General features: G+C 68.2%; 32 protein-coding genes. 6 read left to right on the top strand and 26 right to left on the bottom strand.

Features of this window, described 5'->3' with window-relative positions:
* Nucleotides 1-55: 55 nt before the first annotated feature.
* Both D0C15_RS21275 and dxr read right to left on the bottom strand, forming a co-directional pair.
* Nucleotides 56-1,282 carry a M50 family metallopeptidase gene (locus D0C15_RS21275; RefSeq protein WP_116048342.1) on the bottom strand — a complete coding sequence of 409 codons (1,227 nt, stop codon included), beginning with the start codon at nucleotides 1,280-1,282 and terminating at the stop codon, nucleotides 56-58.
* A 3-nt stretch (nucleotides 1,283-1,285) separates the two neighbouring features.
* Nucleotides 1,286-2,518 carry a 1-deoxy-D-xylulose-5-phosphate reductoisomerase gene (gene dxr / locus D0C15_RS21270; protein ID WP_116048405.1) on the bottom strand — a complete coding sequence of 411 codons (1,233 nt, stop codon included), beginning with the start codon at nucleotides 2,516-2,518 and terminating at the stop codon, nucleotides 1,286-1,288.
* Between the two features lie 103 nt (nucleotides 2,519-2,621).
* Here dxr and D0C15_RS21265 point away from each other — a divergent pair, with 103 nt between their 5' ends.
* The 3 genes from D0C15_RS21265 (at nucleotide 2,622) to D0C15_RS21260 (ending at nucleotide 4,158) form a co-directional block, all read left to right on the top strand.
* Complete coding sequence (locus D0C15_RS21265) at nucleotides 2,622-2,891, top strand: DUF2631 domain-containing protein (protein ID WP_116048402.1); 270 nt, start codon at nucleotides 2,622-2,624, stop codon at nucleotides 2,889-2,891.
* A gap of 116 nt (nucleotides 2,892-3,007) precedes the next feature.
* On the top strand, nucleotides 3,008-3,169 hold the full coding sequence (locus D0C15_RS34230; protein ID WP_162830180.1) for a hypothetical protein: 162 nt from the start codon (nucleotides 3,008-3,010) through the stop codon (nucleotides 3,167-3,169).
* 107 nt (nucleotides 3,170-3,276) lie between these two features.
* Nucleotides 3,277-4,158: a class I SAM-dependent methyltransferase gene (locus D0C15_RS21260; RefSeq protein WP_116048340.1), complete on the top strand. Its 882-nt coding sequence runs from the start codon at nucleotides 3,277-3,279 to the stop codon at nucleotides 4,156-4,158.
* Nucleotides 4,159-4,182: 24 nt separating this feature from the next.
* Here D0C15_RS21260 and D0C15_RS21255 read toward each other — a convergent pair whose 3' ends face one another.
* Complete coding sequence (locus D0C15_RS21255) at nucleotides 4,183-4,545, bottom strand: arsenate reductase family protein (RefSeq protein ID WP_116048338.1); 363 nt, start codon at nucleotides 4,543-4,545, stop codon at nucleotides 4,183-4,185.
* A 105-nt stretch (nucleotides 4,546-4,650) separates the two neighbouring features.
* Nucleotides 4,651-5,772 carry a dual-specificity RNA methyltransferase RlmN gene (gene rlmN, locus D0C15_RS21250; RefSeq protein ID WP_116048336.1) on the bottom strand — a complete coding sequence of 374 codons (1,122 nt, stop codon included), beginning with the start codon at nucleotides 5,770-5,772 and terminating at the stop codon, nucleotides 4,651-4,653.
* A gap of 304 nt (nucleotides 5,773-6,076) precedes the next feature.
* Between rlmN and D0C15_RS21245 the strand changes: the two genes are divergently transcribed.
* Nucleotides 6,077-6,517: a PadR family transcriptional regulator gene (locus D0C15_RS21245; RefSeq protein WP_245976082.1), complete on the top strand. Its 441-nt coding sequence runs from the start codon at nucleotides 6,077-6,079 to the stop codon at nucleotides 6,515-6,517.
* Here D0C15_RS21245 and D0C15_RS21240 read toward each other — a convergent pair.
* The gene (locus D0C15_RS21240) at nucleotides 6,466-7,278 is read right to left on the bottom strand and encodes a class I SAM-dependent methyltransferase (protein WP_162830178.1); all 813 of its coding nucleotides are present in this window, start codon (nucleotides 7,276-7,278) and stop codon (nucleotides 6,466-6,468) included. The two genes, D0C15_RS21245 and D0C15_RS21240, sit on opposite strands and share 52 nt — an antisense overlap.
* A 145-nt stretch (nucleotides 7,279-7,423) precedes the next feature.
* Between D0C15_RS21240 and D0C15_RS21235 the strand changes: the two genes are divergently transcribed.
* The gene (locus D0C15_RS21235) at nucleotides 7,424-8,260 is read left to right on the top strand and encodes a VOC family protein (protein ID WP_116048332.1); all 837 of its coding nucleotides are present in this window, start codon (nucleotides 7,424-7,426) and stop codon (nucleotides 8,258-8,260) included.
* A 360-nt stretch (nucleotides 8,261-8,620) separates the two neighbouring features.
* Here the strand turns inward: D0C15_RS21235 and D0C15_RS21230 are convergent, their stop codons facing one another.
* From D0C15_RS21230 to rpsB, 5 genes are all read right to left on the bottom strand, one after another.
* On the bottom strand, nucleotides 8,621-9,439 hold the full coding sequence (locus D0C15_RS21230; protein ID WP_116048397.1) for a phosphatidate cytidylyltransferase: 819 nt from the start codon (nucleotides 9,437-9,439) through the stop codon (nucleotides 8,621-8,623).
* Nucleotides 9,440-9,542: 103 nt separating this feature from the next.
* On the bottom strand, nucleotides 9,543-10,100 hold the full coding sequence (frr, locus tag D0C15_RS21225) for a ribosome recycling factor (protein ID WP_116048330.1): 558 nt from the start codon (nucleotides 10,098-10,100) through the stop codon (nucleotides 9,543-9,545).
* Between the two features lie 56 nt (nucleotides 10,101-10,156).
* Nucleotides 10,157-10,903 carry a UMP kinase gene (gene pyrH, locus D0C15_RS21220; protein ID WP_116048328.1) on the bottom strand — a complete coding sequence of 249 codons (747 nt, stop codon included), beginning with the start codon at nucleotides 10,901-10,903 and terminating at the stop codon, nucleotides 10,157-10,159.
* A gap of 107 nt (nucleotides 10,904-11,010) precedes the next feature.
* Entirely contained in the window at nucleotides 11,011-11,835 is an 825-nt protein-coding gene (gene tsf / locus D0C15_RS21215; protein WP_116048326.1) for a translation elongation factor Ts, read from the bottom strand.
* Nucleotides 11,836-11,942: 107 nt separating this feature from the next.
* A complete protein-coding gene (gene rpsB, locus D0C15_RS21210; RefSeq protein WP_116048324.1) occupies nucleotides 11,943-12,833 on the bottom strand; it encodes a 30S ribosomal protein S2 in 891 nt (296 codons plus the stop codon).
* 461 nt (nucleotides 12,834-13,294) lie between these two features.
* Between rpsB and D0C15_RS21205 the strand changes: the two genes are divergently transcribed.
* Complete coding sequence (locus D0C15_RS21205) at nucleotides 13,295-13,849, top strand: M23 family metallopeptidase (RefSeq protein ID WP_116048322.1); 555 nt, start codon at nucleotides 13,295-13,297, stop codon at nucleotides 13,847-13,849.
* 18 nt (nucleotides 13,850-13,867) lie between these two features.
* Here D0C15_RS21205 and D0C15_RS21200 read toward each other — a convergent pair whose 3' ends face one another.
* From D0C15_RS21200 to D0C15_RS21125, 16 genes are all read right to left on the bottom strand, one after another.
* The gene (locus D0C15_RS21200) at nucleotides 13,868-14,788 is read right to left on the bottom strand and encodes a FliA/WhiG family RNA polymerase sigma factor (RefSeq protein ID WP_116048320.1); all 921 of its coding nucleotides are present in this window, start codon (nucleotides 14,786-14,788) and stop codon (nucleotides 13,868-13,870) included.
* Nucleotides 14,760-15,803 carry a tyrosine recombinase XerC gene (locus D0C15_RS21195; RefSeq protein ID WP_116048318.1) on the bottom strand — a complete coding sequence of 348 codons (1,044 nt, stop codon included), beginning with the start codon at nucleotides 15,801-15,803 and terminating at the stop codon, nucleotides 14,760-14,762. The genes D0C15_RS21200 and D0C15_RS21195 overlap by 29 nt, the downstream gene beginning before the upstream one ends.
* A gap of 33 nt (nucleotides 15,804-15,836) precedes the next feature.
* Nucleotides 15,837-17,009 carry a DNA-processing protein DprA gene (gene dprA, locus D0C15_RS21190; protein WP_116048316.1) on the bottom strand — a complete coding sequence of 391 codons (1,173 nt, stop codon included), beginning with the start codon at nucleotides 17,007-17,009 and terminating at the stop codon, nucleotides 15,837-15,839.
* Nucleotides 17,006-18,520 carry a YifB family Mg chelatase-like AAA ATPase gene (locus D0C15_RS21185; RefSeq protein ID WP_116048313.1) on the bottom strand — a complete coding sequence of 505 codons (1,515 nt, stop codon included), beginning with the start codon at nucleotides 18,518-18,520 and terminating at the stop codon, nucleotides 17,006-17,008. Before D0C15_RS21185 ends, dprA begins: the two co-directional genes overlap by 4 nt.
* A complete protein-coding gene (locus tag D0C15_RS21180) occupies nucleotides 18,520-18,921 on the bottom strand; it encodes a YraN family protein (RefSeq protein ID WP_245976090.1) in 402 nt (133 codons plus the stop codon). Before D0C15_RS21180 ends, D0C15_RS21185 begins: the two co-directional genes overlap by 1 nt.
* Before the next feature lie 203 nt (nucleotides 18,922-19,124).
* Nucleotides 19,125-19,448: a DUF2469 domain-containing protein gene (locus D0C15_RS21175; RefSeq protein WP_116048310.1), complete on the bottom strand. Its 324-nt coding sequence runs from the start codon at nucleotides 19,446-19,448 to the stop codon at nucleotides 19,125-19,127.
* The gene (locus tag D0C15_RS21170; RefSeq protein ID WP_245976080.1) at nucleotides 19,445-20,275 is read right to left on the bottom strand and encodes a ribonuclease HII; all 831 of its coding nucleotides are present in this window, start codon (nucleotides 20,273-20,275) and stop codon (nucleotides 19,445-19,447) included. The genes D0C15_RS21175 and D0C15_RS21170 overlap by 4 nt, the downstream gene beginning before the upstream one ends.
* Nucleotides 20,276-20,280: 5 nt before the next feature.
* Nucleotides 20,281-21,240: a signal peptidase I gene (gene lepB / locus D0C15_RS21165; protein ID WP_116048308.1), complete on the bottom strand. Its 960-nt coding sequence runs from the start codon at nucleotides 21,238-21,240 to the stop codon at nucleotides 20,281-20,283.
* A 42-nt stretch (nucleotides 21,241-21,282) separates the two neighbouring features.
* On the bottom strand, nucleotides 21,283-21,642 hold the full coding sequence (gene rplS / locus D0C15_RS21160) for a 50S ribosomal protein L19 (RefSeq protein ID WP_116048306.1): 360 nt from the start codon (nucleotides 21,640-21,642) through the stop codon (nucleotides 21,283-21,285).
* Between the two features lie 152 nt (nucleotides 21,643-21,794).
* Entirely contained in the window at nucleotides 21,795-22,559 is a 765-nt protein-coding gene (gene trmD, locus D0C15_RS21155) for a tRNA (guanosine(37)-N1)-methyltransferase TrmD (RefSeq protein WP_116048303.1), read from the bottom strand.
* 9 nt (nucleotides 22,560-22,568) lie between these two features.
* Nucleotides 22,569-23,144, bottom strand: coding sequence for a ribosome maturation factor RimM (gene rimM, locus D0C15_RS21150; protein ID WP_116048301.1), 576 nt, complete (start codon nucleotides 23,142-23,144; stop codon nucleotides 22,569-22,571).
* A gap of 23 nt (nucleotides 23,145-23,167) precedes the next feature.
* A complete protein-coding gene (locus tag D0C15_RS21145; protein ID WP_091670056.1) occupies nucleotides 23,168-23,407 on the bottom strand; it encodes an RNA-binding protein in 240 nt (79 codons plus the stop codon).
* Nucleotides 23,404-23,907 (bottom strand): 30S ribosomal protein S16, encoded by a 504-nt coding sequence (rpsP, locus tag D0C15_RS21140; RefSeq protein WP_116048299.1) that lies wholly within the window; start codon nucleotides 23,905-23,907, stop codon nucleotides 23,404-23,406. Before rpsP ends, D0C15_RS21145 begins: the two co-directional genes overlap by 4 nt.
* A gap of 185 nt (nucleotides 23,908-24,092) precedes the next feature.
* A complete protein-coding gene (locus tag D0C15_RS21135; RefSeq protein WP_162830184.1) occupies nucleotides 24,093-24,845 on the bottom strand; it encodes a CPBP family intramembrane glutamic endopeptidase in 753 nt (250 codons plus the stop codon).
* A gap of 115 nt (nucleotides 24,846-24,960) precedes the next feature.
* Nucleotides 24,961-25,707 (bottom strand): CPBP family intramembrane glutamic endopeptidase, encoded by a 747-nt coding sequence (locus D0C15_RS21130; protein WP_245976078.1) that lies wholly within the window; start codon nucleotides 25,705-25,707, stop codon nucleotides 24,961-24,963.
* Nucleotides 25,708-25,802: 95 nt separating this feature from the next.
* Nucleotides 25,803-26,870, bottom strand: coding sequence for an amidohydrolase family protein (locus D0C15_RS21125; protein WP_211323283.1), 1,068 nt, complete (start codon nucleotides 26,868-26,870; stop codon nucleotides 25,803-25,805).
* Between the last annotated feature and the right edge of the window lies 1 nt (nucleotide 26,871).

Here is a 26,871-nt window from a genome sequence, read left to right as displayed (position 1 = left end):
AATCCTCTGCAACCGATGGGCGAATGAGACCAACCCCAACGATACAGCGAAGTCGCTATGGAGAGATTTTGATGGGGTTGACGATGTCCGCGGTCACGGTGAGCAGCACCACGGCTCCGCCGACGAGCACGAGCACCATCGTCACGGCGGATAGTTTCGTATAGTCCACCGGCCCGGCTGCCGCCTTGCCCCGCATCCTGCGCAGTGCGTCGCGAACCCGCTCGTACCAGGTCACGGCGATATGCCCGCCGTCGAGCGGCAGCAGCGGCAACAGGTTGAACACACCGACGAAGAAGTTCAGGCTGGCCAGCAGGAACAGGAAGAGGATCCACAGCCCGTCCTCCACGGCCTCGCCACCGATCCGGCTCGCACCCACGACGCTGACCGGCGTGTTCGGGTCCCGTTCCGCACCGAAGATGGACTCCACCACAGCCGGGATGCGCTCGGGGAACTCCAGCAGGCGATGCCAGGTCTGGACGAACATGTCCCCGGTGAAGGTGAACGCACCACCGATCGCCTCGACCGGCCCGTACTGGAAGGTGCTCGGGAACGTCACCCCGATCGAACCGACCTCGACGATCTTCGGCGGCGCATCCGGGTTGTCCGCATCGAGTACGGGACGGGCGACCTTGGTCACATCCACCTGTAGCGGGACGACGTCGCCGTCGCGGCGGACCTCGAACTCAGTCGGCCCGGACAACGGCCGGACCTGCTCGACCACGTCGGAGTAGGTCGGGGTCGCGGAGCCGTTGACCGACACGATCACGTCCCCTGGCTGCATTCCGGCGGACAGCGCGGGCGCCGGGTCCCCGGGGGCGCAGTCCGGGTTCTGGTAGTCCTGGTTGGAGGTGGAGTTCTGCACACACTGCGACACCGAATCCACCTGCGGCGTGCCGAGGAAGTTCGGCAGCCCCATGGTGGCGGCCATCAGGTAGAGCACGATGAAGCCGAGGATGAAGTGGGTGGCCGAGCCGGCGGCCAGCACCACCGTGCGCTTCCAGGTCTTGTACCGCCACATCGCGCGAGGCGACTCGTCCGGGGTGACCTCGTCCAGGGCCGTCATGCCCGCGATGTCACAGAAGCCACCGAGCGGGATCCACTTCAGGCCGTACTCGGTCTCACCCCGGCGGAAGGAGAACACCGTCGGGCCGAAGCCCACGAAGTAGCGGCGCACCTTCATGCCGAACATCTTCGCGGTGACCATGTGGCCCGCTTCGTGTAACGCGACCGACACACAGATGCCCAGCGCGAACAGCACCACTCCGAATATGTACGCGGCCACCCGCTACTTCCCCTCCGTGTCGATCTCGATACCGGCGATCTCAGCCGCGTGCACCCTCGCCCACCGTTCAGCCGCGAAGACGTCGTCCACGTCACGTGGCTCGCTATGCCACTGGTCGGCGGCAGTCACCACCTGGGAAATAGTGTCCACGATGGACGTGAAGCTGGCGTTCTGTGCGAGGAAGGCGGCCACCATCACCTCGTTCGCGGCATTGAAGACCGCCGGTAGGCATCCGCCGACGGTACCGGCGTGCCGGGCGAGCTCCACGGCGGGGAAGGCGGCGTCGTCGAGTGGCTCGAAGGTCCAGGCCGACGGCGCGTCCCAGCGACATGCCGCGGCCGCACCCGCGACCCGGTCCGGCCAGTTCAGCGCTAGTGCGATGGGCAGGCGCATGTCCGGCGGGCTGGCCTGGGCAAGGGTGGAACCGTCGACGAAGGTCACCATCGAATGCACGATCGACTGCGGGTGCACGACCACGTCGATCCGGTCACACGGAACGTCGAACAGCAGCCTGGCCTCGATGAGTTCGAGCCCCTTGTTCACCAGGGTGGCCGAGTTGATGGTGATCAGCCGACCCATCGCCCAGGTCGGATGCGCGAGCGCGTCGTCGATGGTGACCCCGGCCAGCTGCTCCCGGCTCCGGCCGCGGAAGGGCCCGCCGGACGCGGTCAGCACGAGGCGGTCCACCTCCTCGGCCCGCCCGCCGCGCAGCGCCTGCGCCATCGCCGAGTGCTCGGAGTCCACCGGCACGAGTTGCCCCGGACCGGCCGCCGCGAGTACCAGCGGGCCCCCCGCGATCAGCGACTCCTTGTTCGCCAGCGCGAGCGTGGCGCCGGTGCCAAGTGCCTGCAGCGTCGGGGCGAGTCCCTGCGATCCGGGCAGGGCGTTGAGCACGGTGTCCACCGGCACGGCGTTGATCAGCTCGCCCACCGAATCGGCCCCCGCGAAGATGCGCGGGAGCCGGAACTCGCCACGGGAGTAACCCCGCCGCTGCGCCTCGGCGTACAGCGCGAGCTGCAGATCCTCCACCACGGTCGGCCTGGTCACGGCGACAGCGTCGACGGAGTGGGCGATCGCCTGGGCCGCGAGCATCGCCGGATCGGAGCCGCCGGCCGCGATCCCGGCGATCCGGAACAGGCCCGGGTCGCGAGCGGCGACATCCAGCGCCTGGGTGCCGATCGAGCCGGTCGAGCCGAGGACGAGCACGCTGCGGGGCGGGGTGCTGTGTGAGTTCATCGGGTCCATTGTCGCGAACACCACTGCCGGGCCGTGGCCGAGTCGCTCAACCGGTGTGGAATCATCGTGGCGGTATCGGTGTCTGTGGTGGCGAGGAGTGATCGTGGCGGGCAAGGCGGTCGAGAAGCGGCAGCAGGCGGGCGTGAGCAACGTGGACCCGCGTGACGAGCCGTCGGCCGAATGGGGCTGGCACGGTGGCTTCCCGAAGGCGGCACGGGTCGCGGGCTGGTTCACCGCATTCGCCATGTTCGCCATGTTGATCGGAAACCACGAGACGAACACCGAGAACGTCTGGCTGATCGGCATCGGCCTCGGCCTGATCGCCGCATTGCTGCTGGACATGCGCAAGCAGCGCACCGCCTGGCGCAGGTAGTCACCGGGAACCGGCCGATTCGAGTTGCCGCCGGTCGGGGGTGGAGTACCCGGGTGCGTTACCGGGAACATGGAGTGTGACGGTTCCGCTCCCCGCTCTCGGAGGACGACACTCACATGGAGTCTGACAGCGAGTTCCTGGCCGGGCTGGACGAGGCTGTGCGGCGTGCACACGACGTGATCGCCCGGCAGTACGCAGAGGCCCTCGATCATCTGTTCCGGCAGGCGCCACCGCCCGAGCAGCAGACTTACTCCCGTTACCCCGGCGAGCGTTGGTGAACCTGCCGCTCCGGTCCTGATCCGCCACGAGTCCACTGTGGACCACCGAGTGTGCGCGCCCCGGCGCGACCACTGCGCGGGGCGGCGGCGTTGGGTACCTTCTCGCAATGGACAAGCGACACCAGCAACGATCGATCGCGGGCGCTGTCACCCGTGCCCTGCGCCACCGGGCCAGTCACGGGCTGAACCGGCTGGCCACCCGGTTGCACGATCCGTGCGCCGAGGAGGTCAGCCGGATGACGGAAACGCTCCGGGAGGAGATCGTCCGGCAGGGCGACCGGCTCGTCGACCGGGTGGTCGAGTTCGAGATTCGCACCCGCCGCGACATCGTCTACGCGGGTGATCAGGACGCCGCGCTGGAGAGCAATGTCTTCGCGAGGGAGAACCTGATCGGCGCTCGACATTTCGGCAGCCCACCGGAAACCCTTGCCCACGCCCTGTCACTGGCGCCCACCGGCGGCATGGCCCTCGAATTCGGTGTGGCGACCGGGAACACGCTGCGGGCGATCGCCAGGGCAAGGGGTGGCGCCGAGGTCTACGGCTTCGACTCGTTCGAGGGGCTGCCGGAAGCCTGGCTCAACGGGCTACCCGCGGGTGCGTTCGCCCGCGACAACCTGCCGGACGTGCCGGGTGCGGAACTCGTCGTCGGGTTGTTCGCCGACAGCCTGCCCGGCTTCCTCGAGGCACATCCCGGCCACGTCGACTTCCTGCACGTCGACAGCGACCTGTACAGCTCGGCCAAAACGGTGCTCGACCTCGTCGGGTCGCGGCTGCGCCAGGGCAGCATCGTGCATTTCGACGAGTTCTTCAACTATCCGGGTTGGAAGCGCCACGAGTACCGCGCATGGATGGAGTACGTCGAGCGAACCGGGATCGAGTACGAGTACGAGGCGTACACCTACAACGACAACCAGGTGACCGTCCGCATCACGGGTGGGGTACCGAAGCTCACCGAGCGAAAGAACACGGCGCGGACCGACCAGGGCTGATCGCGGCCGGCTCAGCCGGGGCGCTCAATCGGACGGCAGCACCGAGCGGACGGCTTCCGGTGTGCGGCCGACGACCGCCGTGCCGTCGTCCGCGGTGATGATCGGCCGCTGGATGAGGATCGGGTGAGCGACGAGCGCCTCGATCCATCGGTCCCGCTCGGCCGCTGTCCGGGGCCACTTCCGCATCCCGATTTCGACGGCTGCCGGCTCGCCCGTACGCGCGATGTCCCACGGTTGCAGTTCCAGTCGCCGCAACACCTCGTCGATCTCGCTCGCGGTGGGTGGCTCGTCCAGGTAGCGCCGCACCGTGTATTCGGCGCCGGCCTCGTCCAGCAGTGACTGCGCGGACCGGCATTTGGAACACGCCGGGTTGACCCAGATTTCCATCGACCTCGACCTCTCGGCGCGCCAGCATGATCAAACGTCAGGATACGAGGACACCGATGGGAACGTGGCCTCGCATCACGCACGCGATCGCCGCGAGACGCCGTGCTACTCCTCGGCGGCGAGTTGACCGCAGGCCGCGGCGATCTCCTGGCCTCGGGTGTCACGCACCGTGCACGCCACTCCCCCGGCATTCACCCGGCGCACGAACTCCCGCTCCACCGGCTTCGGCGACGCGTCCCACTTCGAGCCCGGCGTCGGGTTCAGCGGGATCACGTTCACGTGTACCAAATGCCCGAGGTGCTTGCGCAGCACCTTGGCCAGCAGGTCCGCCCGCCATGGATGGTCGTTCATGTCCCTGATCAACGCGTACTCGATGGAAACCCTGCGCCCGCTCACGTCCAGGTAGTACCGAGCGGCCTGCAGCACCTCGTCGATCGACCACCGGTTGTTCACCGGCACCAGCTCGTCGCGCAACTCGTCGTCCGGAGCATGCAACGACAACGCCAGACGCACCTGCATCTTCTCGTCCGCCAGCTTGCGGATCGCCGGCGCCAGACCCACGGTCGAAACCGTCACCGACCGCTGCGAAATCCCCAGCCCCTCGGGTGCGGGCTCGGTGATCCGCCGCACCGCTGCCACCACGCGCTTGTAGTTCGCCAACGGCTCACCCATGCCCATGAAGACGATGTTCGACAGCCTGCCGGGGCTGGGCTCGCCGTCCGCTCCTGGCATCAGGCCGTCGCGCATGACCGCGGCGGCGGAACGTACCTGGTCGACGATCTCGGCCGTGGACAGGTTGCGCTCCAGCCCGCCCTGGCCCGTCGCGCAGAACGGGCAGGCCATGCCGCAGCCTGCCTGGCTGGAGATGCACAGCGTCGCGCGGTCGGGGTAGCGCATCAGGACGCTTTCCAGCAGCGTGCCGTCGTGCGCGCGCCAGAGCATCTTCCGAGTGCTGCCGTCGTCGCAGGCGAGCGAACGGATCTCGGAGAGCAGGGGTGGCATCAGGTCGCCGACCAGCCGCTCCCGGGATTCGGCCGGGATATCGGTCATCTCGGCGGGATCGACGGTCAATCGAGCGAAGTAGTGGTTCGACAACTGCTTGGCGCGAAACGGTTTCTCACCGAGGGCGACCACGGCTTCGGCCCGCTCGGCCGCGGTGAGGTCCGCGAGATGCCGAGGCGGCATGCCGCGCCGGGGAGCTTCGAAAACAAGGGGGAGGGCAGTCATAGCTCCTCCAGTGTCCCACGCCGCCGCCGCTGCCCCCTCGGCCACCGGGCATCCTTGACAGCCGATAGTCGGCGATATATCGTTGACATGTCGAGATAGTCTAAGAAGCATCGAAAGGATTGACACAATGCGAGGACAACGAAGAATGCGCTTGCCGTTCATGGAACACGGCACAGACCGCCGCTCGCCCCACCGCCACGGCGGCTTCGGGCCGATGCCGCCTGTCCCGCCGGGATGGGGCGGACCACACGGAGGCCGTGGCAGGGGGCCCGGCGCGAGGCGCGGGCGAAGGGGGGACATCAGGGTGGCGATCCTGACCCTGCTCGCGGAACAGCCACGGCACGGATACGAGATCATCAGCGAGATCGGCGAGCGCAGCAACGGACTCTGGCGTCCGAGCCCCGGCTCGATCTACCCGACGCTGCAACTGCTGGCCGACGAGGGGCTCGTGGTGAGCAGTGAGGCGGGCGGCAAGCGACTGTTCGAACTCACCGACGAGGGCAGGGCCGCGGTCGAGAAGCAGGAGAGCACGCCGCCGTGGGAGCACATGGCTCAGGAGGCAGACCCGGCCGAGGTCGAACTCGGCAACGCCGTGCGCGCGCTGATGGGTGCGATGCAGCAGGTTGGGGCGGCCGCGTCAGCGACTCAGAAGTCGAAGGCCGTCGCGGTCATCAACGAGGCTCGCAGGTCGCTCTACGGAATCCTGGGCGAGATCGAGGAATCCGGCCCGGCCGACGCGAAGTGAACGGCGCGGGGCAAGCGGACCAGCCCGGAAGGCTTCTCGCGCAACAGCACGCGATAGCCGACCGGGATGGTCAGCGGGCCCGCCGGAAGGCCACCGTTGCGCCGGAGCACCTCCCGGACGGCGCCTGCCGCGACCTTTGGGCTGAACTCGATCCGCAGAGCGGATTCCGCCGCCGCGAGGTTCTCGAAGCCCCACCGGGTCTCCACCCTGACGCACCGGAATCCCTGCTCCGCGAAGAACCTGTCGACCTCGGCCGGGTCGTAGTCGGGCAGATCGGCGCGCATCCAGTCACCGTATGGGGAATGCCGCACGTCGAGATCGACGATCGCCAGCGTGCCCCCTTGGCGTAGCACCCGGTCTGCTTCTCTGAGCCCGGGTTCGCAGCCAGGGCCGAAAAAGTACGCCGTGCGCGCATGAACGAGATCGGCGCTGCCGGACGGAAGCGGCAACCGTTGCGCGGGCCCCTGTTTCACGCCTATACCAACGATTCCGTTCGTCCGGCCACGTGCCCGCCGCACCAGAGGCGGATGCGGTTCGACACCCACGACAGACCTGGCGGTCTCGGCGAACAGCGGCAGGTGGAAACCGTCGCCGCAGCCGACATCCACGACGTCCCGTCCCGCCCAGTCGCACTGGGTTCGCAGTATGCGCCAGAGGTCCCCGTCCACGTCCTGCGCGTGGTTCTCCTGTTCGTACGCCTCCGGGTGGTACCAGATGTTGGGACTGGGCAGGATTTCTGCCTTGCGTACAAACCTGATCACGTGACCAGCATATTCGCCCGAGGCGTAAGCCGGGGCAATCCGGGGAGATCTCACTCTGAGACACCGGATCACGTCGATCTGTGAGTTTCCGCCATCCACAACCAATCCACGTCGTAACATGGTCGGCTCACCGGAGGTGATGATCATGTCGCTCGACCTTTCCGCCACGACGCCGGACCTCCTGCCGGGAACGCCATGCTGGGTGGAACTCGCCACCCCGGACGAGGCCGCGGCACAGAACTTCTACTCGGGTCTGTTCGGCTGGACCTTTCAGGACAAACCGGACCCTGCCACTGGCCGCTACACGCTGGTGAACCTCGCGGGGCTACCCGCAGGCGGGATGTACCGCGCCGGTGCGGGGCAGGCACCGGGATGGACCTTGCACCTCTGCGTGCACAACACGGCTACGGCAGCGGAATGGGTCGAACACCTTGGTGGCCGAACCACTCTGGGGCCGGTCGACATCCCGGGCAGGGGCAGCATTCTGCATGTCGTGGATCCCAGTGGTGTTCCGGTCGTGCTGTGGCAGCCGGCCAGTTCGTGGAACTTCGGCTTCGGATCGCCGGGGATGTTCGCCGGTGCCGAGCTGAACACTCATGACGGACCCACGTCGGACGGATTCTTCTGCCGGCTGTTCGGCTACAGCAGTATGCAGATCGGCGCCGAGGGTCTGGACTACGCGGAGTGGCGCCTGGAGCAGCAGCCGGTGCTCCACCGCTACGTGATGGGGACCGAGTATCAGGCGACCGCGCAGCCGCACTGGATGGTCTACTTCGAGGTGGAACCAGCGGTCGGCACGGACGCACTCGCCGTGCGCGCGGAACAGCTGGGCGGGCGCGTCGTGGCGCCGCCGTTCGACACGCCCTTCGGCCGGACCGCGGTACTCGCCGACCCCGGTGGCGGCACATTCTCGGTGATCGACCACAGCAATCCGATCGACGGCTGGGGCAGAGCGGAAGTCGACGATCCGTACACCGACTGAGGCGGCAACGAAAAGAAACCACAACGAAAGCCGCCCGCCGAAGGAGGTGCACGCAGCACGGAGCCTGCGGAGTGCTGCCAACAAACACAGCCTGAGGCAACGCGACCCCGCGCGCTCAACCCACCACAACGAAACCGCCCGCCGCAAGAACCGCACGCAGCACGGAACCCGCGCAGTGCCGCCAACAAACCACAGCCTGAGGCAACGCGACCCCGCGCGCTCAACCCACCACACGGCACCCGCCCGCCAAAGCAGCCGCACGCAGCACGAAGCCCCGTCCCCCACTCCCGAACATGTCCCCAATGTGGCATTGGGGAACTTCAACGTCCCCAATGCCACATTGGGGACATCCCGCGAGCGCTACGGGAGGAACGCGCTGAGCAGCAGCCAGGACACGACCGCCGAAGGCAGCAGTGAATCGAGGCGGTCCATGATCCCGCCATGGCCGGGCAGCAGGTCGCCCATGTCCTTGATCCCCAGGTCCCGCTTGATCAGCGACTCGACGAGGTCGCCGAGCGTGGCGGTGAGCACGATGGCCGCGCCGAAGATGACCCCCTGCCAGGCCTGGCCATCGAGAATCACGCTGAGTGTCAGTACACCGGCACCGATGCCGGCGATCATCGAGCCCGCGAATCCCTCCCAGGTCTTCTTCGGGCTGATCGACGGTGCCATCGGGTGCTTTCCCCTGAGCACCCCGGCGATGTATCCGCCGGTGTCGGACGCGACCACACCGATCATGAACGCGAGCACCCGTCCGACGCCGTCTTCTGGCGGCACCAGCATCGCGGCGAACGCCGCGAACAGCGGCAGGTAAGCGGTGGCGAAGATGGAGGCGGCCACATCACGGAGATAACCGTCGGCGCCGCGCGGAAGCCGCCAGAACAGGCAGGCGAACACGGTGAGCACGAACGCGGTGAGCGCGCCCTCGCGGCCGAATGGCCAGGCCAGCCAGATCGTCGCCTGACCGCCCACGAGCACAGGTACGAGCGCGAGCCGGATATCGGCCGCCTTGCGCAACGCCCTGGCCAACTCGATCGTTCCGAGCGCGATCGCCGCGGCGACGATTCCGATGAACAGGAACCGGACGGTGAACAGCGACACCAGGATCGCCGCACCGAGTGCCACTCCCACCGCGATGGCGGCGGGTAGATTCCTGCCCGCCCGCGAGGAGTTCACCACAGGCTGTGCCGGCTGTGCCGCCCCTTCCGGTGATCCGGGCCCGTCGGATGCCTCGGCACCCTCGCGCTCCTCGCTCACGCTCACTCCCGCCCCGGGCACCCGCTCACACCTCGAGCAGTTCGGCTTCTTTGTGCTTCACGAGCTCCTCGACCTGGGAGACGTAGCTGTCGGTCAGGTGCTGCAGCTCCTTCTCCGCACGCGCGACCTCGTCCTCGCCTGCCTCGCCGTCCTTGCCGATCCGGTCGAGCTCCTCCTTGGCCTTGCGGCGCACACTACGGATGGAGATCTTGGCGTCCTCACCCTTGCTCTTGGCGACCTTCACCATCTCCTTGCGCCGCTCCTCGGTGAGCTGCGGAATGGAGATACGGATGATGGTGCCGTCGTTGCTCGGGTTCACACCGAGATCGGAGTCCCGGATCGCCTTCTCGATCTCGCCCAGCTGACTGGCGTCGTAAGGCTTGACGACGGCCATGCGTGCTTCCGGGATGCTCACACTCGCGAGCTGGTTCAGCGGCGTGAGAGCACCGTAGTACTCGACGTGGATCCGGGAGAACATCGACGGGGTCGCACGGCCGGTCCGCACCGACGCCAGATCCTCCTTGGCGACGGACACCGCTTTTTCCATCTTCTCCTCGGCGTCGAGGAGGGTCTCGTCGATCACGGCTACTCCTTGCTCATGTGGCGCTGCTCGTTGGCTGTGGCGGAATCCCAGCAGGTCTACACCTGGATGCGACCGGCGGGGGTGTTCACCAATGTGCCGATCCTCTCACCACTCACCGCGCGGGCGATGTTCCCCTCGGTGAGCAGGTTGAAGACGATGATCGGCATGTTGTTGTCCATGCAAAGACTGAAGGCGGTGGCGTCGGCGACCTTGAGGCCACGCTCGAGCACCTCCCGGTGCGTGATCTCGTGGAACATCTTGGCCCCCGGGTCGGTCTTCGGGTCCGCGGTGTACACCCCGTCCACCGCCTTGGCCATCAGCACCGCGTCACAACCGATCTCCAGCGCACGCTGCGCGGCGGCCGTGTCGGTCGAGAAGTACGGCATTCCCACACCGGCCGCGAAGATCACGACGCGACCCTTTTCCAGATGACGCTCGGCCCGGCGGGGGATGTAGGGCTCCGCGACCTGCCCCATCGTGATCGCACTCTGCACCCTGGTCGGAACGCCTTCCTTCTCCAGGAAGTCCTGCAGCGCGAGGCAGTTCATCACCGTGCCAAGCATCGCCATGTAGTCAGCCCGGTCGCGGTCCATGCCGCGCTGGGAGAGTTCAGCTCCCCGGAAGTAGTTGCCGCCCCCGATCACCACGGCCAACTGCACTCCGTCGCGAACGACGTTCGCGATCTGCACGGCCACCGAGTGCACGACATCGGGATCGACACCGACCGCGCCGCCACCCAACATCTCGCCGCCCAGTTTGAGCAGCACTCGCCGGTAGCCGCCCTCCGGTCGATCTTCACCCATGTCTAAGCTCAGCCTCCTGCTTCGGCGGGACACCCGGATCTGTCATGACGGTGCCCCGTCCCCGACGCTGCCGGAGACGGGGCACTGTCCGTGTCGCGTACGTCGGTCTACTGCTGGCCGACCTCGAAGCGGACGAACCGGGTGACGGTCACACCCGCCTCGTCGAGCAGAGCCTTGACCGTCTTCTTGTTGTCGGTCACCGAGGGCTGGTCGAGCAGCACGGCGTCCTTGTAGAAGGCGTTGACCTTGCCCTCGATGATCTTGGGCAGAGCCTGCTCCGGCTTGCCCTCCTCGCGGGCGGTCTGCTCGGCGATGCGCCACTCGTTGTCCACGAGCTCGCTGGGCACCTCGTCGCGGGTGAGGAACTTCGCCTTGAGTGCGGCGACCTGCAGTGCGGCGCCACGAGCGGCGTCAGCGGCCGCGTCACCCTCACCGGTGTACTCGACGAGCACGCCGACCGCGGGCGGCAGATCGGCGCCACGGCGGTGCAGGTAGGTGGACACGGTGCCGTCGAAGTAGGCGGCCCTGCGCAGCTCGAGCTTCTCACCGATCTTGGCGGCGAGCTCCTGCACGGCCTCGTCCACCGTCTTTCCGCCGAGGTCGGCGGCCTTCAGCTGCTCGGCGTCGCTGGTCTTGGTGGCCTTCGCCGCCTCGACGATCCTCGCGGCCAACTGCTGGAACTCCGCGTTCTTGGCGACGAAGTCCGTCTCGGAGTTCAGTTCGATCAGCGCGCCGCCCTCGCCGGCGACCAGGCCCTCGGCCGTCGCGCGCTCAGCGCGCTTGCCGACGTCCTTGGCACCCTTGATGCGCAGGAACTCAACGGCCTTGTCGAAGTCGCCGTCGCTGTCCTCCAGTGCCTTCTTGCAGTTCATCATGCCGGCACCGGTGAGTTCGCGGAGGCGCTTCACGTCTGCCGCGGTGTAGTTCGCCATCGTGCGTTTCCGTTCCTTTTCCCCTGTACGCGGGATGGTTTGGTGGCTGTGCCCCGCGGCCGCCGGGACGGCCGCGGGGCAACTCGAAGTCGGTGTTCGAACCGCCGTCAGGACGCGGTGGTCTGCTCGGTCTGCTGGGGCTGCTCGGTCTCCTGGGTCGCGGCCTCGACGCTGGTCTCGGCCTTCTCGGCGTCACCAGCGGCGGAGTCGGAGCCGGCGAGAAGTTCCTTCTCCCACTCGGCCAGCGGCTCGTCCGAGGCCACACCCGGCTCCGGCTTGTCCTGACCGTCGGCGGCGGAACCGTTGCGGCCCGAGCGGGCCATCAGGCCAGCCGCGGCGGCCTCGGCGACGACCTTGGTCAGCAGCGCCGCGGAGCGGATCGCGTCGTCGTTACCCGGGATCGGGTAGTCGACCTCGTCCGGGTCACAGTTGGTGTCCAGGATCGCGACCACCGGGATGTTGAGCTTGCGCGCCTCACCGACGGCGATGTGCTCCTTCTTGGTGTCCACGATCCACACGGCGCTGGGCACCTTGGACATATCGCGGATACCGCCGAGGGTCTTCTCCAGCTTGTCCTTCTCGCGGGTGAGCGTGAGGATCTCGCGCTTGTTCAGGCCCACGAAACCGCCGGTCTGCTCCATGGACTCGAGTTCCTTGAGCCGCTGGAGACGGCGGTGCACGGTCTGGAAGTTGGTCAGCATTCCGCCGAGCCAGCGCTGGTTCACGAAGGGCATGCCGACGCGCAGGGCCTCGGCCGCGATCGCTTCCTGGGCCTGCTTCTTCGTGCCCACGAACATGATCGTGCCGCCGTGCGCGACCGTCTCCTTGATGAACTCGAAGGCGCGGTCGATGTAGGTCAGCGTCTGCTGCAGGTCAATGATGTAGATACCGTTGCGCTCGGTGAAGATGTAGCGCTTCATCTTCGGGTTCCAGCGGCGGGTCTGGTGCCCGAAGTGCACGCCGGAGTCGAGCAGCTGCTTCATGGTGACGACGGCCATAGCCGGATTCGCACCTCTTCTATCTTGGGCATGCCGTGCGTTCGCCGGCATGCGCGGTCGGTTTTGTCGCGATCGGCCAGGTAGCCGTTCGCCCTGGTGCCGCGCCGGCGTTCGGACCCCTCGGTCAAGGAACCGGGGGGACCGCCGAACGTCGTGTGTCCCGCTGACCAGGAGTTTCAGCTGAAATCCCGGCGGGATGCGCACGGCACTGCGGAGTCAGTCAGTGCATGCACAGACTGCGGTACAGATTGTACGCCACCCGACCGGCACCGATACCGGCCAGGTCACAGCGCCCCCACCCCGAGCCCGCGACTACCGCGCTTTCCCGGGAAAGCGCGGTAGTCGCGGGCGCGGCGCAGGTTGGCAAACGGCGTGGCGCCTGGTTGTTCCTGACGCGTCCGGTTGTCCACAGATTCGCGCGGCACTCCCCACGCGGCCGCCGCCGGCCGCAGTTTGAGCCCATGTCCATCGACCAAGCCCACCGGCGGCTGAGGCGTTCACCGCTCGCGCTGCTGTTGACGATCTCGCTCCTCGTCCTGTCGTGGCTGACCCCGCAGGCAGCGGCGGTACGTTTCGCTCCCGGCGATCCCGAACCGCGCTTCGACTGGCCGCTGTCTCCGGATCCGCCGGTCACCAGGAACTTCGATGCACCCGCGCATCCGTACGCACCGGGTCACCGTGGCGTCGACCTGGGAACCGAGGTGGGGCGTCCGGTTCTCGCCGCAGGCGAGGGCGCCGTGCGATTCGCCGGCACGGTGGCGGGCCGTGGAGTGGTTTCCATCGACCACGATGGCGAGCTGCGGACCACCTACGAGCCGGTGATCTCCGCGGTACGCACCGGAGAACAGATTTACCGCGGACAAGTGATCGGCAAGGTGACCGCGGGCCACGAGAACTGCCCGGTGGCCGCCTGCCTGCACTGGGGCGCACTCAGGGCGGGTGACTACCTGAACCCGCTGCGACTGGTCCGGCCGGACACCAGGCTGCGACTGAAGCCATGGGACGCGGCTGGCTGAACGCCCCATCGAGGCGATTCAGACGGTGGCCTGCTCGACCAGTTTCGCACGCAACCGAAGCACAGCGCGGGTATGTAACTGGCTCACCCGGGACTCCGTCACTCCGAGGACCTTCCCGATCTCGGCCAAAGTGAGGTTCTCGAAGTAGTAGAGGCTGACGACCACCCGGTCGCGCTCGTTGAGTTGCGCGATGGCCTCGGCCAGCTGCCGGCGATTGTCCTGGTCGACCAGGACGGCGACCGGATCCACGGCGTCGTCGTCGGGCAGCGTGTCCACCAGCGAACCGCTGTCCTTGCCCGCCGCGACCAGGTCTTCCAACGCGACCACGCTGGTCAGGCGCAACTGACCGTAGAGATCCCGGAGGTCGTTCGCCGTGATACCGAGCTCGGTGGCCAGCTCGGCGTCCGTGGGTGTGCGGTGCAGCCGCGCCCCCAACCGCTCAAGCGCGCGCTCGGCCTCGCGAGCGCGGCTGCGCACCACTCTCGGTACCCAGTCCTGGGATCGCAGATCGTCCAGGATCGCACCCCGGATGCGCTGCATCGCGTAGGTCTCGAACCGCAGTCCGCGTTCCGGATCGAACTTCTCGATGGCGTCGACGAGTCCGAAGATGCCGGACTGCACCAGGTCGCCGACGTCCACATGGGTGGGCAGGCCCGTACCCACCCGGCCAGCGACGTACTTGACCAGCGGCGCGTAGTGCAGCACAAGCCGATCGCGAAGCCGCTGCTCAGGAGCACACGAGAACTGCCGCCACAACGCCTGGATGCCGGCGTCGACATCACCGTTCTCGGTCTCACCCTTCTCGGCGAGCTCGTACTGGGCCGTCATGACGGCCCGGGTCTCGGTGTTCTCGGAGGCAGTAACGCGGTCAGGGTGATCTCCCGGCTTGTGCGAGGTCGGCTGCACACCCTCATCGGGCTCGGGGGTGGGTTCGGTCATGGATCGCCTTCAGCCGCTCGACTGTCACGTGAGTGTAGAGCTGCGTCGTCGCAAGCGTAGCGTGACCGAGTAATTCCTGAACGCTGCGAAGGTCAGCGCCCCCTTCCAGTAGGTGAGTAGCCGCCGAGTGGCGCAGGCCGTGCGGCCCCATCGACGCCGCTCCCTGCACGGAATCCACGGCGTCATGCACCACCCGGCGCACTGCCCTCGGATCCATCCTGGCGCCCCGGACGCCCAGGAACAACGCCGGTTCCGCCGAGGTGACCCCGCGGTTCGCCAGTACGTGCGGCCTCCCGTCGTCGATCCAGTCGCGTACCGCTCCCGCGGCCGGAACGCCGAACGGCACAGTCCGTTCACGTGAACCCTTGCCGAGCACCCGGAGCACCCGCCGGTCGAAGTCGAGGTCACCGATGTCCAGACCGCACAACTCCGCCACACGGATACCAGTGGCGTAGAGCAACTCCACCAGCGCGTGGTCACGCAACGCGACCGGATCCCGCTCGCGTGCTCCCGCACTGGACGCCCGCATCACCGCACCGGCTTCGCCAGGGCGCAGCACCCCGGGCAACGTGCGCTGCGGACGCGGGGCAACCAGACGCGACCCTGGATCCGTGGCGAGTTCGCCCCGCTTGTGTGCCCATGCGGTGAAGGTGCGCACGGCGGCCGCGCGCCGGGACAGTGTGGCCCTGGTCAACCCGGTGGCGCGCTGGCCGGCCAGCCAGGCCCGCAGTTCCGCTATGTCGAGTCCGTCCAGCGGGCCCGCGGTGTCATCGGTGGGTGTGGTTTCGACCGAGCGGCCGCCGGGGATTTCCTCATCCCGGCTTTCGCTCTCGCTCACTCCGTGCAGGAATCCCAGAAACGACACCACATCGCCGAGGTAGGCGCGCACGGTGTGCGCGGAGAGCCCACGCTCCAATGTCAGGTGCCGCTCGTACTCGGCGACAAGTTCGCCGGCGGCGCGCGGCAACCGGGACCGAACGCGGAGCAGATCTGCTCGTCGTGACAGGGACGCCATAACACTGGACGCTGCGCCACCAGAGGGCTGCGGTCAAGCATCGCCACGCCCCGCGACGCCCCCACCTCGACCGTTCCGCCGCCAGCCGCTCTCGCAACGTTCGGCCAGCCCGTCCAGCTCCAGTTGCGGTAACAGCGCACGAACGCGCGGGAGCGGCACTCCCGATTCGGTCGCCACACGATCGGGTGATTTTCCCTGCCTTCCGCCCAGTGCCTCGTACACGCGAAGGGCCTGCGGGCCGAGTCCGTCCGTGGAGCGTTTCGGCCGGGGCGTTTCCGGTACAGCGGATCCCAGTGGGCCGACGCTGTCCAGCACGTCGGCCACCGAGGCCACCAAAGTCGCATCAGCAGCGCGGATGAGCGCGTGACAGCCCACCGACAGCACGGAGCCGACCGGTCCAGGAACCGCCATGACTACCTTGCCCAATGCGCTCGCTCGTCCGGCCGTGTTGCGCGCTCCGCTGCGGCCGCCCGCCTCCACGACCACGGTTCCACTGGTGAGGGCGGCGATCAGCCGGTTGCGTACCAGGAAACGATGCCGGGCAGGTGGTGTGCCGGGCGGATACTCGCTGATCACCAGGCCGTTGCTGGTCACCCTGTCGAGCAGCCCAACGTGTCCGGCCGGGTAGCCCGCGTCCAGCCCGCAGCCGAGAACCGCGATGGTCGGCCCCTCGCCCGCGAGACAACCCCGGTGTGCGGCCCCGTCGATGCCGTACGCCGCACCGGAGACAACCGTCATGCCGGCGCAGGCGAGCCCATGCCCGAACTCGGCCGCCGTGTACTCCCCGTACCCGGTGGCCGCCCGGGCGCCAACGACGGCAACGGCCCGTTCCGTGAGCACGTCGAGTTTGCCCTCGCCGCGGCCCCACAGCGCGAGCGGCGGCGCCAGCCCGCCCGCTCCCCTGCCGGTCGCCACCTCAAGCGACAGCAGGGGCCACGCCGGCCATTCCTCGTCCTCCGGCGTGATCAGCCGCATGCCGAGCCTCGTGGCCTCGGCAAGATCACGCTCGGCCAGCTCCAGTTCCCGACGGGCACTGGTCTCCTGTGCCACGAGCTCAGGCACCTGACCGGCACGTACCCGCTCCGCCGCTTCGGCTGCCCCTCGTGCCGCGACGAACGCGGCCAGCGCCGGCGCGGGCGGCTCCGCGACCCGCAGCAGATAGGCCCGCGCGAGGCGCGCCTCGCCAGTGGGCGCGACCGTGCTCATGCCGCTCTCCTGTCCCGGAACTCGAGTGCGGCAGCGACGTGGTCGGGGTCCGGCCGGGGAGTCCCGGCGAGGTCACTCAGCGTCCAGGCGATTCGCAGACAACGATCGGCACCCCGCGCGGTCAGCGAGCCTCTGCGCAGCGCGCGTTCGAGCAACGCGGTCGCCGAGGTGGGCAGCGTGAACTCGCGCCGCAGCACCGGGCCGGGCACCTCGCCGTTGTGCTGCCAGCCCCGACCCGCCCAGCGGTGCGCGGCCCGCTCGCGCGCCTGCAGCACGCGCTGGCGAACGACCTTTGTGCTCTCTGGTTCACCCCCGTCGAGGCTGCTGATCGCCGTGACGGGACGCATCCGGACCCGCAGGTCCACCCGATCCAGGAGCGGACCGGACAGCCGAGCCAGATAGCGGCGCCGCGCCGATGGCGAACAGGCACAGTCCGTCTCTCTCGCCGGAGCGCAGGGACACGGATTGCTGGCGAGGACCAGTTGGAATCGTGCGGGATAGCGGGCGACACCCCGTTGGCGCGCGATACGCACCTCGCCCTCCTCCAACGCGGTGCGCAGCGACTCGAGCCGTTGCGGACCGAACTCGCATGCCTCATCCAGGAACAAAACGCCGCGATGGGCCCTGCTGATCGCCCCTGGCACAGCGAGCCCGCTCCCACCGCCGATCAGCGCGGCCACGGAGATCGAGTGGTGCGGCGCGACGATCGGAGGCACTCGCACCAGTGGAGACGTCGGCGCCAGCGAACCGTGGATCGAATGGACCGCGGTGACCTCGAGGGATTCGGCGGGACTGAGCAGCGGCAGCAGCCCCGGCAGGCGTCGCGCGAGCATCGTCTTGCCGATTCCCGGCGGCCCCGTGAGCAGGAGGTGGTGCCCGCCCGCCGCGGCCACCTCCAGTGCCCACCTGGCCTCGGGCTGGCCGACGACGTCAGCGAGGTCGGGCCCCTGCTGCCGCTGTTCATCACCGGTACGTGGGCCAGGAGCGTCCAGGGACCGCTCCTGCCTGAGCCACTCGAGCACATCGGCCAGGCAGCTGGCGCCGCCGACCTCCATCCCGTCCACGAGTGCCGCCTCGGGCAGTGACTCCGCCGGCACCACCGCCCGGGTGAGCCCGGCTCGGTGGGCCGCGAGCAGCGCAGGGAGGACGCCGCGCACCGGGCGCAGCCGTCCATCGAGTGCCAGTTCGCCCAGCAGGGCGGTGCCGGGCAGCTTCTCGGCGGGCGCGATGCTGGCCGCCGCGAGCACGGCGACGGCGATCCCCAGGTCGTAGGCGGATCCTGCTTTGGGCAGGTTGGCAGGCGAGAGACCGAGCGTGACATGGCGATCGGGCCAGGCCAGCCCGCTGTTGCGTACCGCCGCCTTGACTCTGTCCTTCGCCTCGCGCAGGCCGGGATCCGGCAGACCGAGCAGTTTGACGCCGGGGAGCCCGGCGCCGAGGTCCGCCTCGATCTCCACGAGCCTGCCCTCGACCCCGAGCAGCGCGACCGACCAGGTGCGCGCCAGCGGCATCACAACACCCCCGGCAGGTGACGGATCTCGGCCGGGCGATGTGGTCGGAGCAGAACCGACACGACGTCACAGCGGACCGTGCACCAGCCGATTCGCTGCTCTCGCAGCCATCGGAAAGCCAGCCTCCGGACGCGAGCCGCCTTCACCGGAGTGACGGCCTCCTCAGGAGCCCCGTAACCGGTCCCCGAGCGCGTCTTAACCTCGCAGACGACAACTATCGTCCCGTCGGTGGTGATGAGGTCGAGTTCGCCGTCGCGGCAACGCCAGTTCCGGCCGAGTACCACGAGACCGAGGTCGCGCAGGTACTCGGCCGCCAGGTCCTCCCCCCTACGCCCCAGTTCGAGGTGCGCCGGACGGCCGTTGCCGGACGCCGGTGCTTCCCGCTCGATGGTTCCCGCCACCACTACCCCCAGGTTCTGCCAGCCACAGCTCGGTCACCATCGACGCTGCCAGTGGGGTGGACGCAAGAACCAGGGTCAGTTCGCAGGACTGTGGACAAGTCGGGGGTTGTGGACAACTCTCGCTGCCCATGGGGCGCTGGATGTCACTACATCCGCGGTTTCACGAAGGCTCGGGAGCCGAGTACACCTCTCAGCTGGTGAACTTAGCCGGTGAACGGGCCGTCCTCGGGTAACCGGAGATCGGGTTTGTCCAGTTCCTCGACGTTCACGTCCTTGAAGGTGATAACCCGGACATGCTTGACGAACCGAGCAGGCCGGTACATGTCCCACACCCAGGCATCGGACATCCGTACCTCGAAGTAGACCTCACCGCCACCGTCACGCACCTGCACGTCCACGGCGTTGGCCAGGTAGAACCGGCGCTCGGTCTCCACCACATACGAGAACTGGCTGACGATGTCGCGGTACTCCCGGTACAGCGACAGCTCCATCTCGGTCTCGTACTTCTCGAGATCCTCTGCGCTCATGAAATGCGCGCCCCTCCTCGCGAGCTGGTCGGCCGTTGTACGGCGGATGCACCATTCTGACCCACATCACCGTCGACTGTGGGTTCCGCCTCGCCCGACATCCGCAGAAGTGCCGCCGCGGTGAGCATGACCCGCCGCGTCGGCCGTCTGCCGTGCGCGACGGCTGCCCGCGCGACGTTCGCGTAGGACCACCGGTGCACCTCGCTGGGACCGTGCTCGGTGAGCGCGGCACCGTGCTCGGGCGTGGTGTACCCCTTGTGGATGTCGAAGCCGTACACCGGGTGTTCCTCGTGCAGGCCGGCCATGAGCCGGTCCCTGGTGACCTTGGCCAGTACCGACGCCGCCGCCACACACGCCACCGCACGGTCGCCCTTGATCACCGGAATACTGGGCGCCGGAAGGCCGGGGACGCCGAAGCCGTCCGTCAGCACGTACCCCGGTCGAAGGTCGAGGCTCGCCACGGCCCTGCGCATGCCCTCGACGTTGGTCACGTGGATCCCGATCGCATCGACCTCTTCGGTCGGGACAACCACGATCGAGTAGTCGAGTGCACGAGCCACCACACGGTCGTAGACCCGCTCTCGCGCGGCGGCGGTGAGGAGCTTGGAGTCGGTCAGTTCGGGGAGCCTGGCACCGTCACCGGGACGCAGTACGCAGGCGGCGACCACCAGCGGGCCCGCACACGCTCCCCTGCCCGCCTCGTCGACCCCGGCCACCGGACCGAGACCCCGGCGATCGAGCGCGGCTTGCAGACCCCATTGGATCTCCCCGCGAATGACGGCGCGGGGTGGACGGATTGGCGATACGAGCTGCTTAGGCGCGATCACGCCGGTTACCGCTTTCGGTCAGCCGCCCCGCGGACGGAAACGGCGAGCCTGCGCCCACCCGCCACGGCCGGCCATGCGGCGAGCGCTCCAATACCGATCGGCAGTCCGTCCTGCCACTGCGGGGCGCTCAGCGCCATCGCCTGAGCAGGAGACTGCTGTGGGTTGTGATCGCTGATCCCGCCCCAGCGGCTCGGTGGCAGCACGATGATTCTGGCCTTGCCGATGATGTTGTCCACCGGGACCGCGCCGCGCTCACCGCCGCCGCCCTGGTAGCGAGAGTCCTGCGAGTTGTTGCGGTTGTCGCCCATCACCCAGACCGAGCCCTCTGGAACGGTCACCGGACCGAACTCCAACTGGGTCCGCTCCGCGTCCTCCCAGTGGATGTAGGGCTCGTCCAGGGGCTGACCATCGACGGTGACCCGATTCTGGTCGTCGCAGCACTCGACCGTCTGTCCACCGGTGGCGATGATGCGCTTGACGAAATCCCGCTCGTCGGGCGGAGCGAGTCCCACGACGGAACCGATGCTGCGGAAGAACTCCGCCACGTCGTTACTGGACTCCTGGGGAGGCAGTTCGTTCTCGACCCACGGCTCGGGCCCCTTGAACACCACCACGTCCCCAGGTGCGGGATCGGTGAAGTTGTAGGTGACCTTGTCCACCAGGATGCGGTCCGGCGTGCAGCCGGGGCATCCGTGCAGCGTCTCCTCCATCGAGCCCGAGGGGATCATGTAGACCCTGGCAAGGAACTGCTGGATGAGGAAGGCGAAGACCAGCGCCACCACGATCAGGATGGGCAGCTCTTTCCAGAACGAACGCTGCTTCTTCTGCTGTTTGCGGTGGCGGTGTGCCGCCTCCTGCTCGGCCTCCCCCTGTTCGTCGGGGGAGGCACCAGCGGAGTCCGGGGAATCCGGCGACATGTCGTCCTTGGGGCGCTCGGGCTCGTCCTCGGCTGCGTTCGAGGGCACAGGTTCAACCACGTAGCCAGGCTACGGTAACCAGTTCGCCACTCAGGAGGCAGTCGGGGTCTCGCGACGCTCCTTGATCTTGGCTGCCTTGCCGCGCAGATCGCGCAGGTAGTACAGCTTGGCGCGCCGCACGTCACCGCGCTTGTGCACCTCGAGCTTGGCGATGTTCGGCGAGTGCACCGGGAAGGTCCGCTCGACGCCAACGCCGAAGGACACCTTGCGCACGGTGAAGGTCTCCCGGATGCCGCCACCCTGCCTGCGGATGACGACCCCCTGGAACACCTGGTTGCGCTCGCGGTTGCCCTCGATAACGCGGACGTGCACCTTCAGCGTGTCGCCCGGGCGGAATTCCGGGATATCGGAACGCAGTGACTGAGCGTCCAGGGCGTCCAGGGTGTTCATCGGGAGTCCGTCCTCGTCCTTCGTGGCCTACGTACATTCGGGCGCGCACCTGATTGACTGGCGGCAGGCCCTGGGGGTTCGGTGGGCGCGTGAACGATGTGGTCCACAAGCGCCAACCGGTCAAGTATTACAGACGCCGGGTGCTGTCCCTGTCACGGGGTCCGCTCGGGCTGGTCCCTGAGCCGTTCGAGCACCGCTCGGTCGTGTGCGTCCAGGCCCTCCTCCGGCAGTTCCGCGATCAGGTCGGGACGGCGAAGCATGGTCCTGACCAGCGACTCGTCCCGGCGCCATCGATCGATCAACGCGTGGTTACCCGAGCGCAGCACATCCGGCACCGCCAGATCCCGCCACACCTCGGGCCGGGTGTAGCTCGGCCCCTCCAGCAATCCGCCGGAGAAGGCGGAGAAGGAGTCCTGCTGCGCGGAGGCCGGGTTGCCCAGCACCCCGGGCAGCAGGCGGACGACCGCTTCCACCATCACGAGTACCGCCGCCTCACCCCCGACCAGCACGTAGTCACCGATCGAGACCTCGTCCACGGGCATCCGCCGCGCCGCGTCGTCGATCACTCGCTGGTCGATTCCCTCGTACCGCCCACAGGCGAAGACGAGATGCTGCTCCTCGGCGTAGGCATGCGCGAGGGACTGGGTGAACGGCCTGCCCGCCGGGGTCGGCACGACGAGCCTGCTGCCCTCCGCGCACACGTCGTCGAGCGCCGCGCCCCAGATCTGTGGCTTCATCACCATTCCTGGACCGCCGCCGTACGGGGCGTCGTCCACGGCCCGGTGCACGTCGTGCGTCCAGTCGCGCAGGTCGTGCACGCCGACCTCGATCAGTCCCCGGTCGATGGCGCGGCCGAGCAACGCGGCCCGTAGCGGGTCGAGGTATTCGGGAAAGATGGTCACGACGTCGATACGCACGCGGGACTCCTATTCCAGCTCGAGCAGGCCCTCCGGCGGATCGAGCACGACCCGGCCCGCGGCGACATCGACCTGGGGGACGATCTCCCGCACGAAGGGCACCAGCACTGTCTGCCCGTCCCGATCCACTGCCAGCAGTTCGCCACCGGGCGAGTGGACGATCTCTCGCACCGTTCCCACGACGGAACCATCGGCGAGTTCGGCGCGCAGGCCTTCGAGTTCGTGGTCGTAGAACTCGTCCGGGTCCTCGGTCGGCGGGAGATCGGCGGTGTCGCCGAGCAACAGCAGCCCGCGTGCGGCCTCGGCCGCCGTCCGGTCCGGAACCTCCTCGAAACGCACAAGCAGCCGCCCGCCGTGCTGGCGGGCGGCTGCCACTGTGAGCCTGCGGGTACTTCCGTCACGGGACCGGCCGACCAGCACCGACCCGACCGCGAATCGCTGCTCGGGAGAATCCGTGCGCACGTCCACGGCGAGTTCGCCGGTGATGCCGTGCGCCTTGGCGACACGGCCGACCACGAGCTGGGAGGCCTCTGCCTGCCGCCCCGGCCCTGTCGGTCCGGTCGGATCTGTCGGCTCAGTCGCCATCGGTGTCGAGCGTCCGGCCGGTGTCAGCGGTCCGTGTCGACCACGTCGACGCGTACCCCACGACCACCGATGCCGCCCATGACGGTGCGCAGCGCGGTCGCGGTCCGTCCACCACGGCCGATCACCTTGCCCAGATCGTCCGGATGGACGTGCACCTCAAGGGTGCGCCCCCGGCGGGTGGTGAGCAGCTCGACCCGGACGTCGTCCGGGTTGTCGACGATTCCGCGAACGAGGTGTTCGAGGGAGTCGGCAAGAAAGCTCACGCCTCTGCCTTCTCGCTCTCGTCAGCCTTCTCCGGCTTCTCGGCGCTCTCCGGCTTCGCGGCCTTCTCGGCGCTCTCGGCCTTCTCCGGCTTCTCGGCGGAGTCGGCCTTCTTGCCGCCCTTCTTCTTGGCCGTGGTGGCCTCGGTCGAAGGAGCATCACCCGCTTCGGCGAGCGCGGCGTTGAAGAGGTCCTGCTTCGACGGCTTCGGCTCGGCCACCCGCAGCGTGCCCTCGGCACCGGGCAGGCCCTTGAACTTCTGCCAGTCGCCGGTGATCTCCAGGATGCGCTGCACCGGCTCGGTCGGCTGCGCGCCGACCTTCAGCCAGTGCTGGGCGCGGTCGGAGTCGACCTCGATGAAGCTCGGCTCCTCCTTGGGGTGGTACTTGCCGATCGTCTCGATGGCCTTGCCATCCCGACGGTTGCGCGCGTCGGCGACGATAATCCGGTAGTACGGCGCACGAATCTTGCCGAGGCGCTGCAGCTTGATCTTGACGGCCACTGGTGTGGGTACTCCTTGCGTATCTCTCGATGCTCGAGGTTCGGGACACGATCCGTGTGGGGAACCGGATGCGAGCGCCCGCAGGTCAGGGCGCCCCGGCACGGTGAGAGGGTCCGGCCGGAGCAGGCAGTCCATTATTCTGCCAGATGGGACCGAGCGCCTGGTCCTCGGTCCCCGCAAAGAGCTCAAACGGCAAGTACACCGAGGCCGGTGAGCAGGATCGCCAGTGCAGGCAGGAAGTTGTTCATCTGGTGCGCCACGACGCTGCCGAGCAGGCGACCGGTGAAGAACCTGGCCAACCCGATCGGGACCGCGATCACCAGCAACAGCGTGGTACGCAGCGGCTCCAGATGGCTTACGGCGAAGACGGCGGTGGAGATCAGGAACGCCGCCAGCCTGCCCCACTTCTCGTTTCCCCAGTTCAGCCGCTCCACGGCACCCCAGAGCAGGCCACGGTAGATGACCTCCTCGCAGATCGGCCCGAGCAACCAGAGGTAGAGGAACATCGCCACGGCGGCGGAGACCGACATGGGCTGGTCCTCGACCATGGCGCTGATCGCCGAGGTCGCGTTCTCCTCCCCCACTGCCTGCGTCCAGACGAACGCTCCCACCGTCGTGCAGATCAGGCCGATCACCCCGAGGCGCAGGCCGAGTCGCACGTCGTCCCATCGCCAGGACAGACGCAGATCCGTCAGGGGACCGTTGCCCCGGACAACGGTGATCAGTATCGCCACGGAGGCGGCGATGACCGTGGGAGCCATCGTGCCGATCAGCACGTGCCAGACCGGTAGTGGGCCGCCGTCGGCAGGCGAGCCGAGCAGTACCCCGACGAACGCCGCCGAGGCCAGCAGCGCGGCCTCCACCAACAGGAACGCGCCGAATCCCCAGCGGTGGGTCGGGGGCTTGGCGCTGACCGGTTCACCGATCGGGGAGGACACGGCATCGAGGGTGTCGTCCGTGTCGGGGACCGGCTCCCAGGACTGCCGTGAGGTCACACCGATCCTTCCGTTGCGACAGGGGTGTACTGCAGCTTAGCGGCAGTGCGCCGGAGGTTCAGGGCATAGTGAACAACAGCAGGGCTGGCGGCAGGTTGTTCGCCGCATGCGCGACCATGCTGGCGCCGGTCCGGCCGGTGACCATTCGGGCCACGCCGATCGCCACGCCCTGCCCGAACAGCGCGAGCATTCGCATTGGTTCACCGTGCACCTGCGCGAAGACCAGCGCGGTCAGCAGCAGGATGGCCCACTGTGGCACCCGGTAGAACGCGAGCGCATTCCACATCGCGCCACGGAACAACAACTCCTCGGTGACCGGCGCCGCCAGCACGACGATCAACGCGGCCAGAATCAGCCAGACGAGTTCGTCACCGAGGCCCGACGCGAGCTCGACGAGCGGACCGCTGTTGACCGAATCGGTGCCGTACACGGCGAGCAGCACGAGGTTGAGCAGGTATCCCACGAGCAGCGCGAACCCGCCGCAAGCCAGACCCACCTTGAGATCACGTGCGTTCGGGATCAGCCCGAAGTCCGCGCGCAGGCCGCGGCCGCGCAGCCGCGACCCGAGCACGGGACCGAGCCCGAGCAGCAGGTTGGGCAGGAACGCCAGCAGGATGATCGGCCCGATCTCGGTCGGCGCCTGGGTCGGCAGATCGTCGACACTGCCGGAGAGCACCGCTGCCAGCACGAGCGAGACCAGGTAGTAGCCACCGAGCCCGGCGAACAGCGCCAGAAAGCCCCAGTGCACCCCGAACACCAGGCCGTCCCGGACCCCGGGCGTGCTGTCTTCGTGCTCGCGAACCACCCGGCCTCCTGCCCTGCTCGTCCTCCGGTGTGAAGTTCCCCAATGTGGCATTAGGGAACTCCAACGTCCCCAATGCCACATTGGGGAACTTCTGCTCAGCTCAGGACCTGCCCGCGCAGGATGATGTGCCGGGGCCGGCGCAGCGCCCCGAGGTCGGTTCTGGGATCGGTGTCGAGGACCAGGAGGTCGGCCGGTGCGCCGTGCACGATGCCCTGGTGGCCCAGCCAGTCTCGAGCGGCCCAGGAACCCGCCGCGAGCGCCTGCTCCGCGCTCATGCCGGCGTGGTGCAGCGCCTCGATCTCGTCCACCAGCCTGCCGTGCTCGACCATCCCGCCAGCGTCACTGCCCGCGAAGACCGGCACACCCGCTTCGATAGCGGCCCGCACGGTGGCCCCGACGCGGGCGTGCAGATCCCGCATGTGTGCCGCGTAGGCGGGGAATCGCGTGGCCTTGTCGGCGATGCCGGGAAAGTTCTCGATGTTGATCAGAGTCGGCACCAGAGCGGCGCCATTCGCGGCGAGCAGATCGATCTGCTCGGCATTCAGCCCGGTGCCGTGCTCCAGGCAGTCGATGCCCGCCCCGATCAGCCCTGGCAGCGCCTCCTCGCCGAAGACGTGCGCGGTCACCCGCGCTCCGGCGTCGTGCGCCACCGCGATCGCCTCGGCCAGTACGTCGTCCGGCCACAACGGGGCGAGGTCGCCGACCGACCGGTCGATCCAGTCACCGACGAGCTTGACCCAGCCGTCGGAGTCCGCCGCCTGTGCCGCGACGGCCTCCGGTAGCTGTTCCGGGGCGTCGAGTTCGATCCCCAAGCCGGGAATGTAGCGCTTGGGCAGGGCCAGGTGCCTGCCGCTGCGGATGATCCGTGGCAGGTCCGCCCGTTGTTGTAGCGGCCGGATGTCCAGCGGTACACCGCAGTCGCGGATCAGCAGCGTGCCCGCGTCCCGGTCGGTTCTGGCCTGGTCGGCCGCCTCCTCGATGGAGACCGGTCCACCGACTCCGATACCGGGGTGACAGTGGGCGTCGACCAGGCCGGGAACCAGGTAACCGTCGACGTCGAGGGTCCTGGCTCCTGGCACGGGCTCGGTGCTGATCCGGCCGTCGGCGATCCAGAATTCGCGATGCTCACCCTCGGGCAGCACCACGCCACGCAGGTGCAGCACG

Source organism: Amycolatopsis palatopharyngis, from assembly GCF_003385185.1.
Classification (GTDB): Bacteria; Actinomycetota; Actinomycetes; order Mycobacteriales; family Pseudonocardiaceae; genus Amycolatopsis; species Amycolatopsis palatopharyngis.
This window is presented reverse-complemented; position numbering and strand designations above follow the sequence as displayed.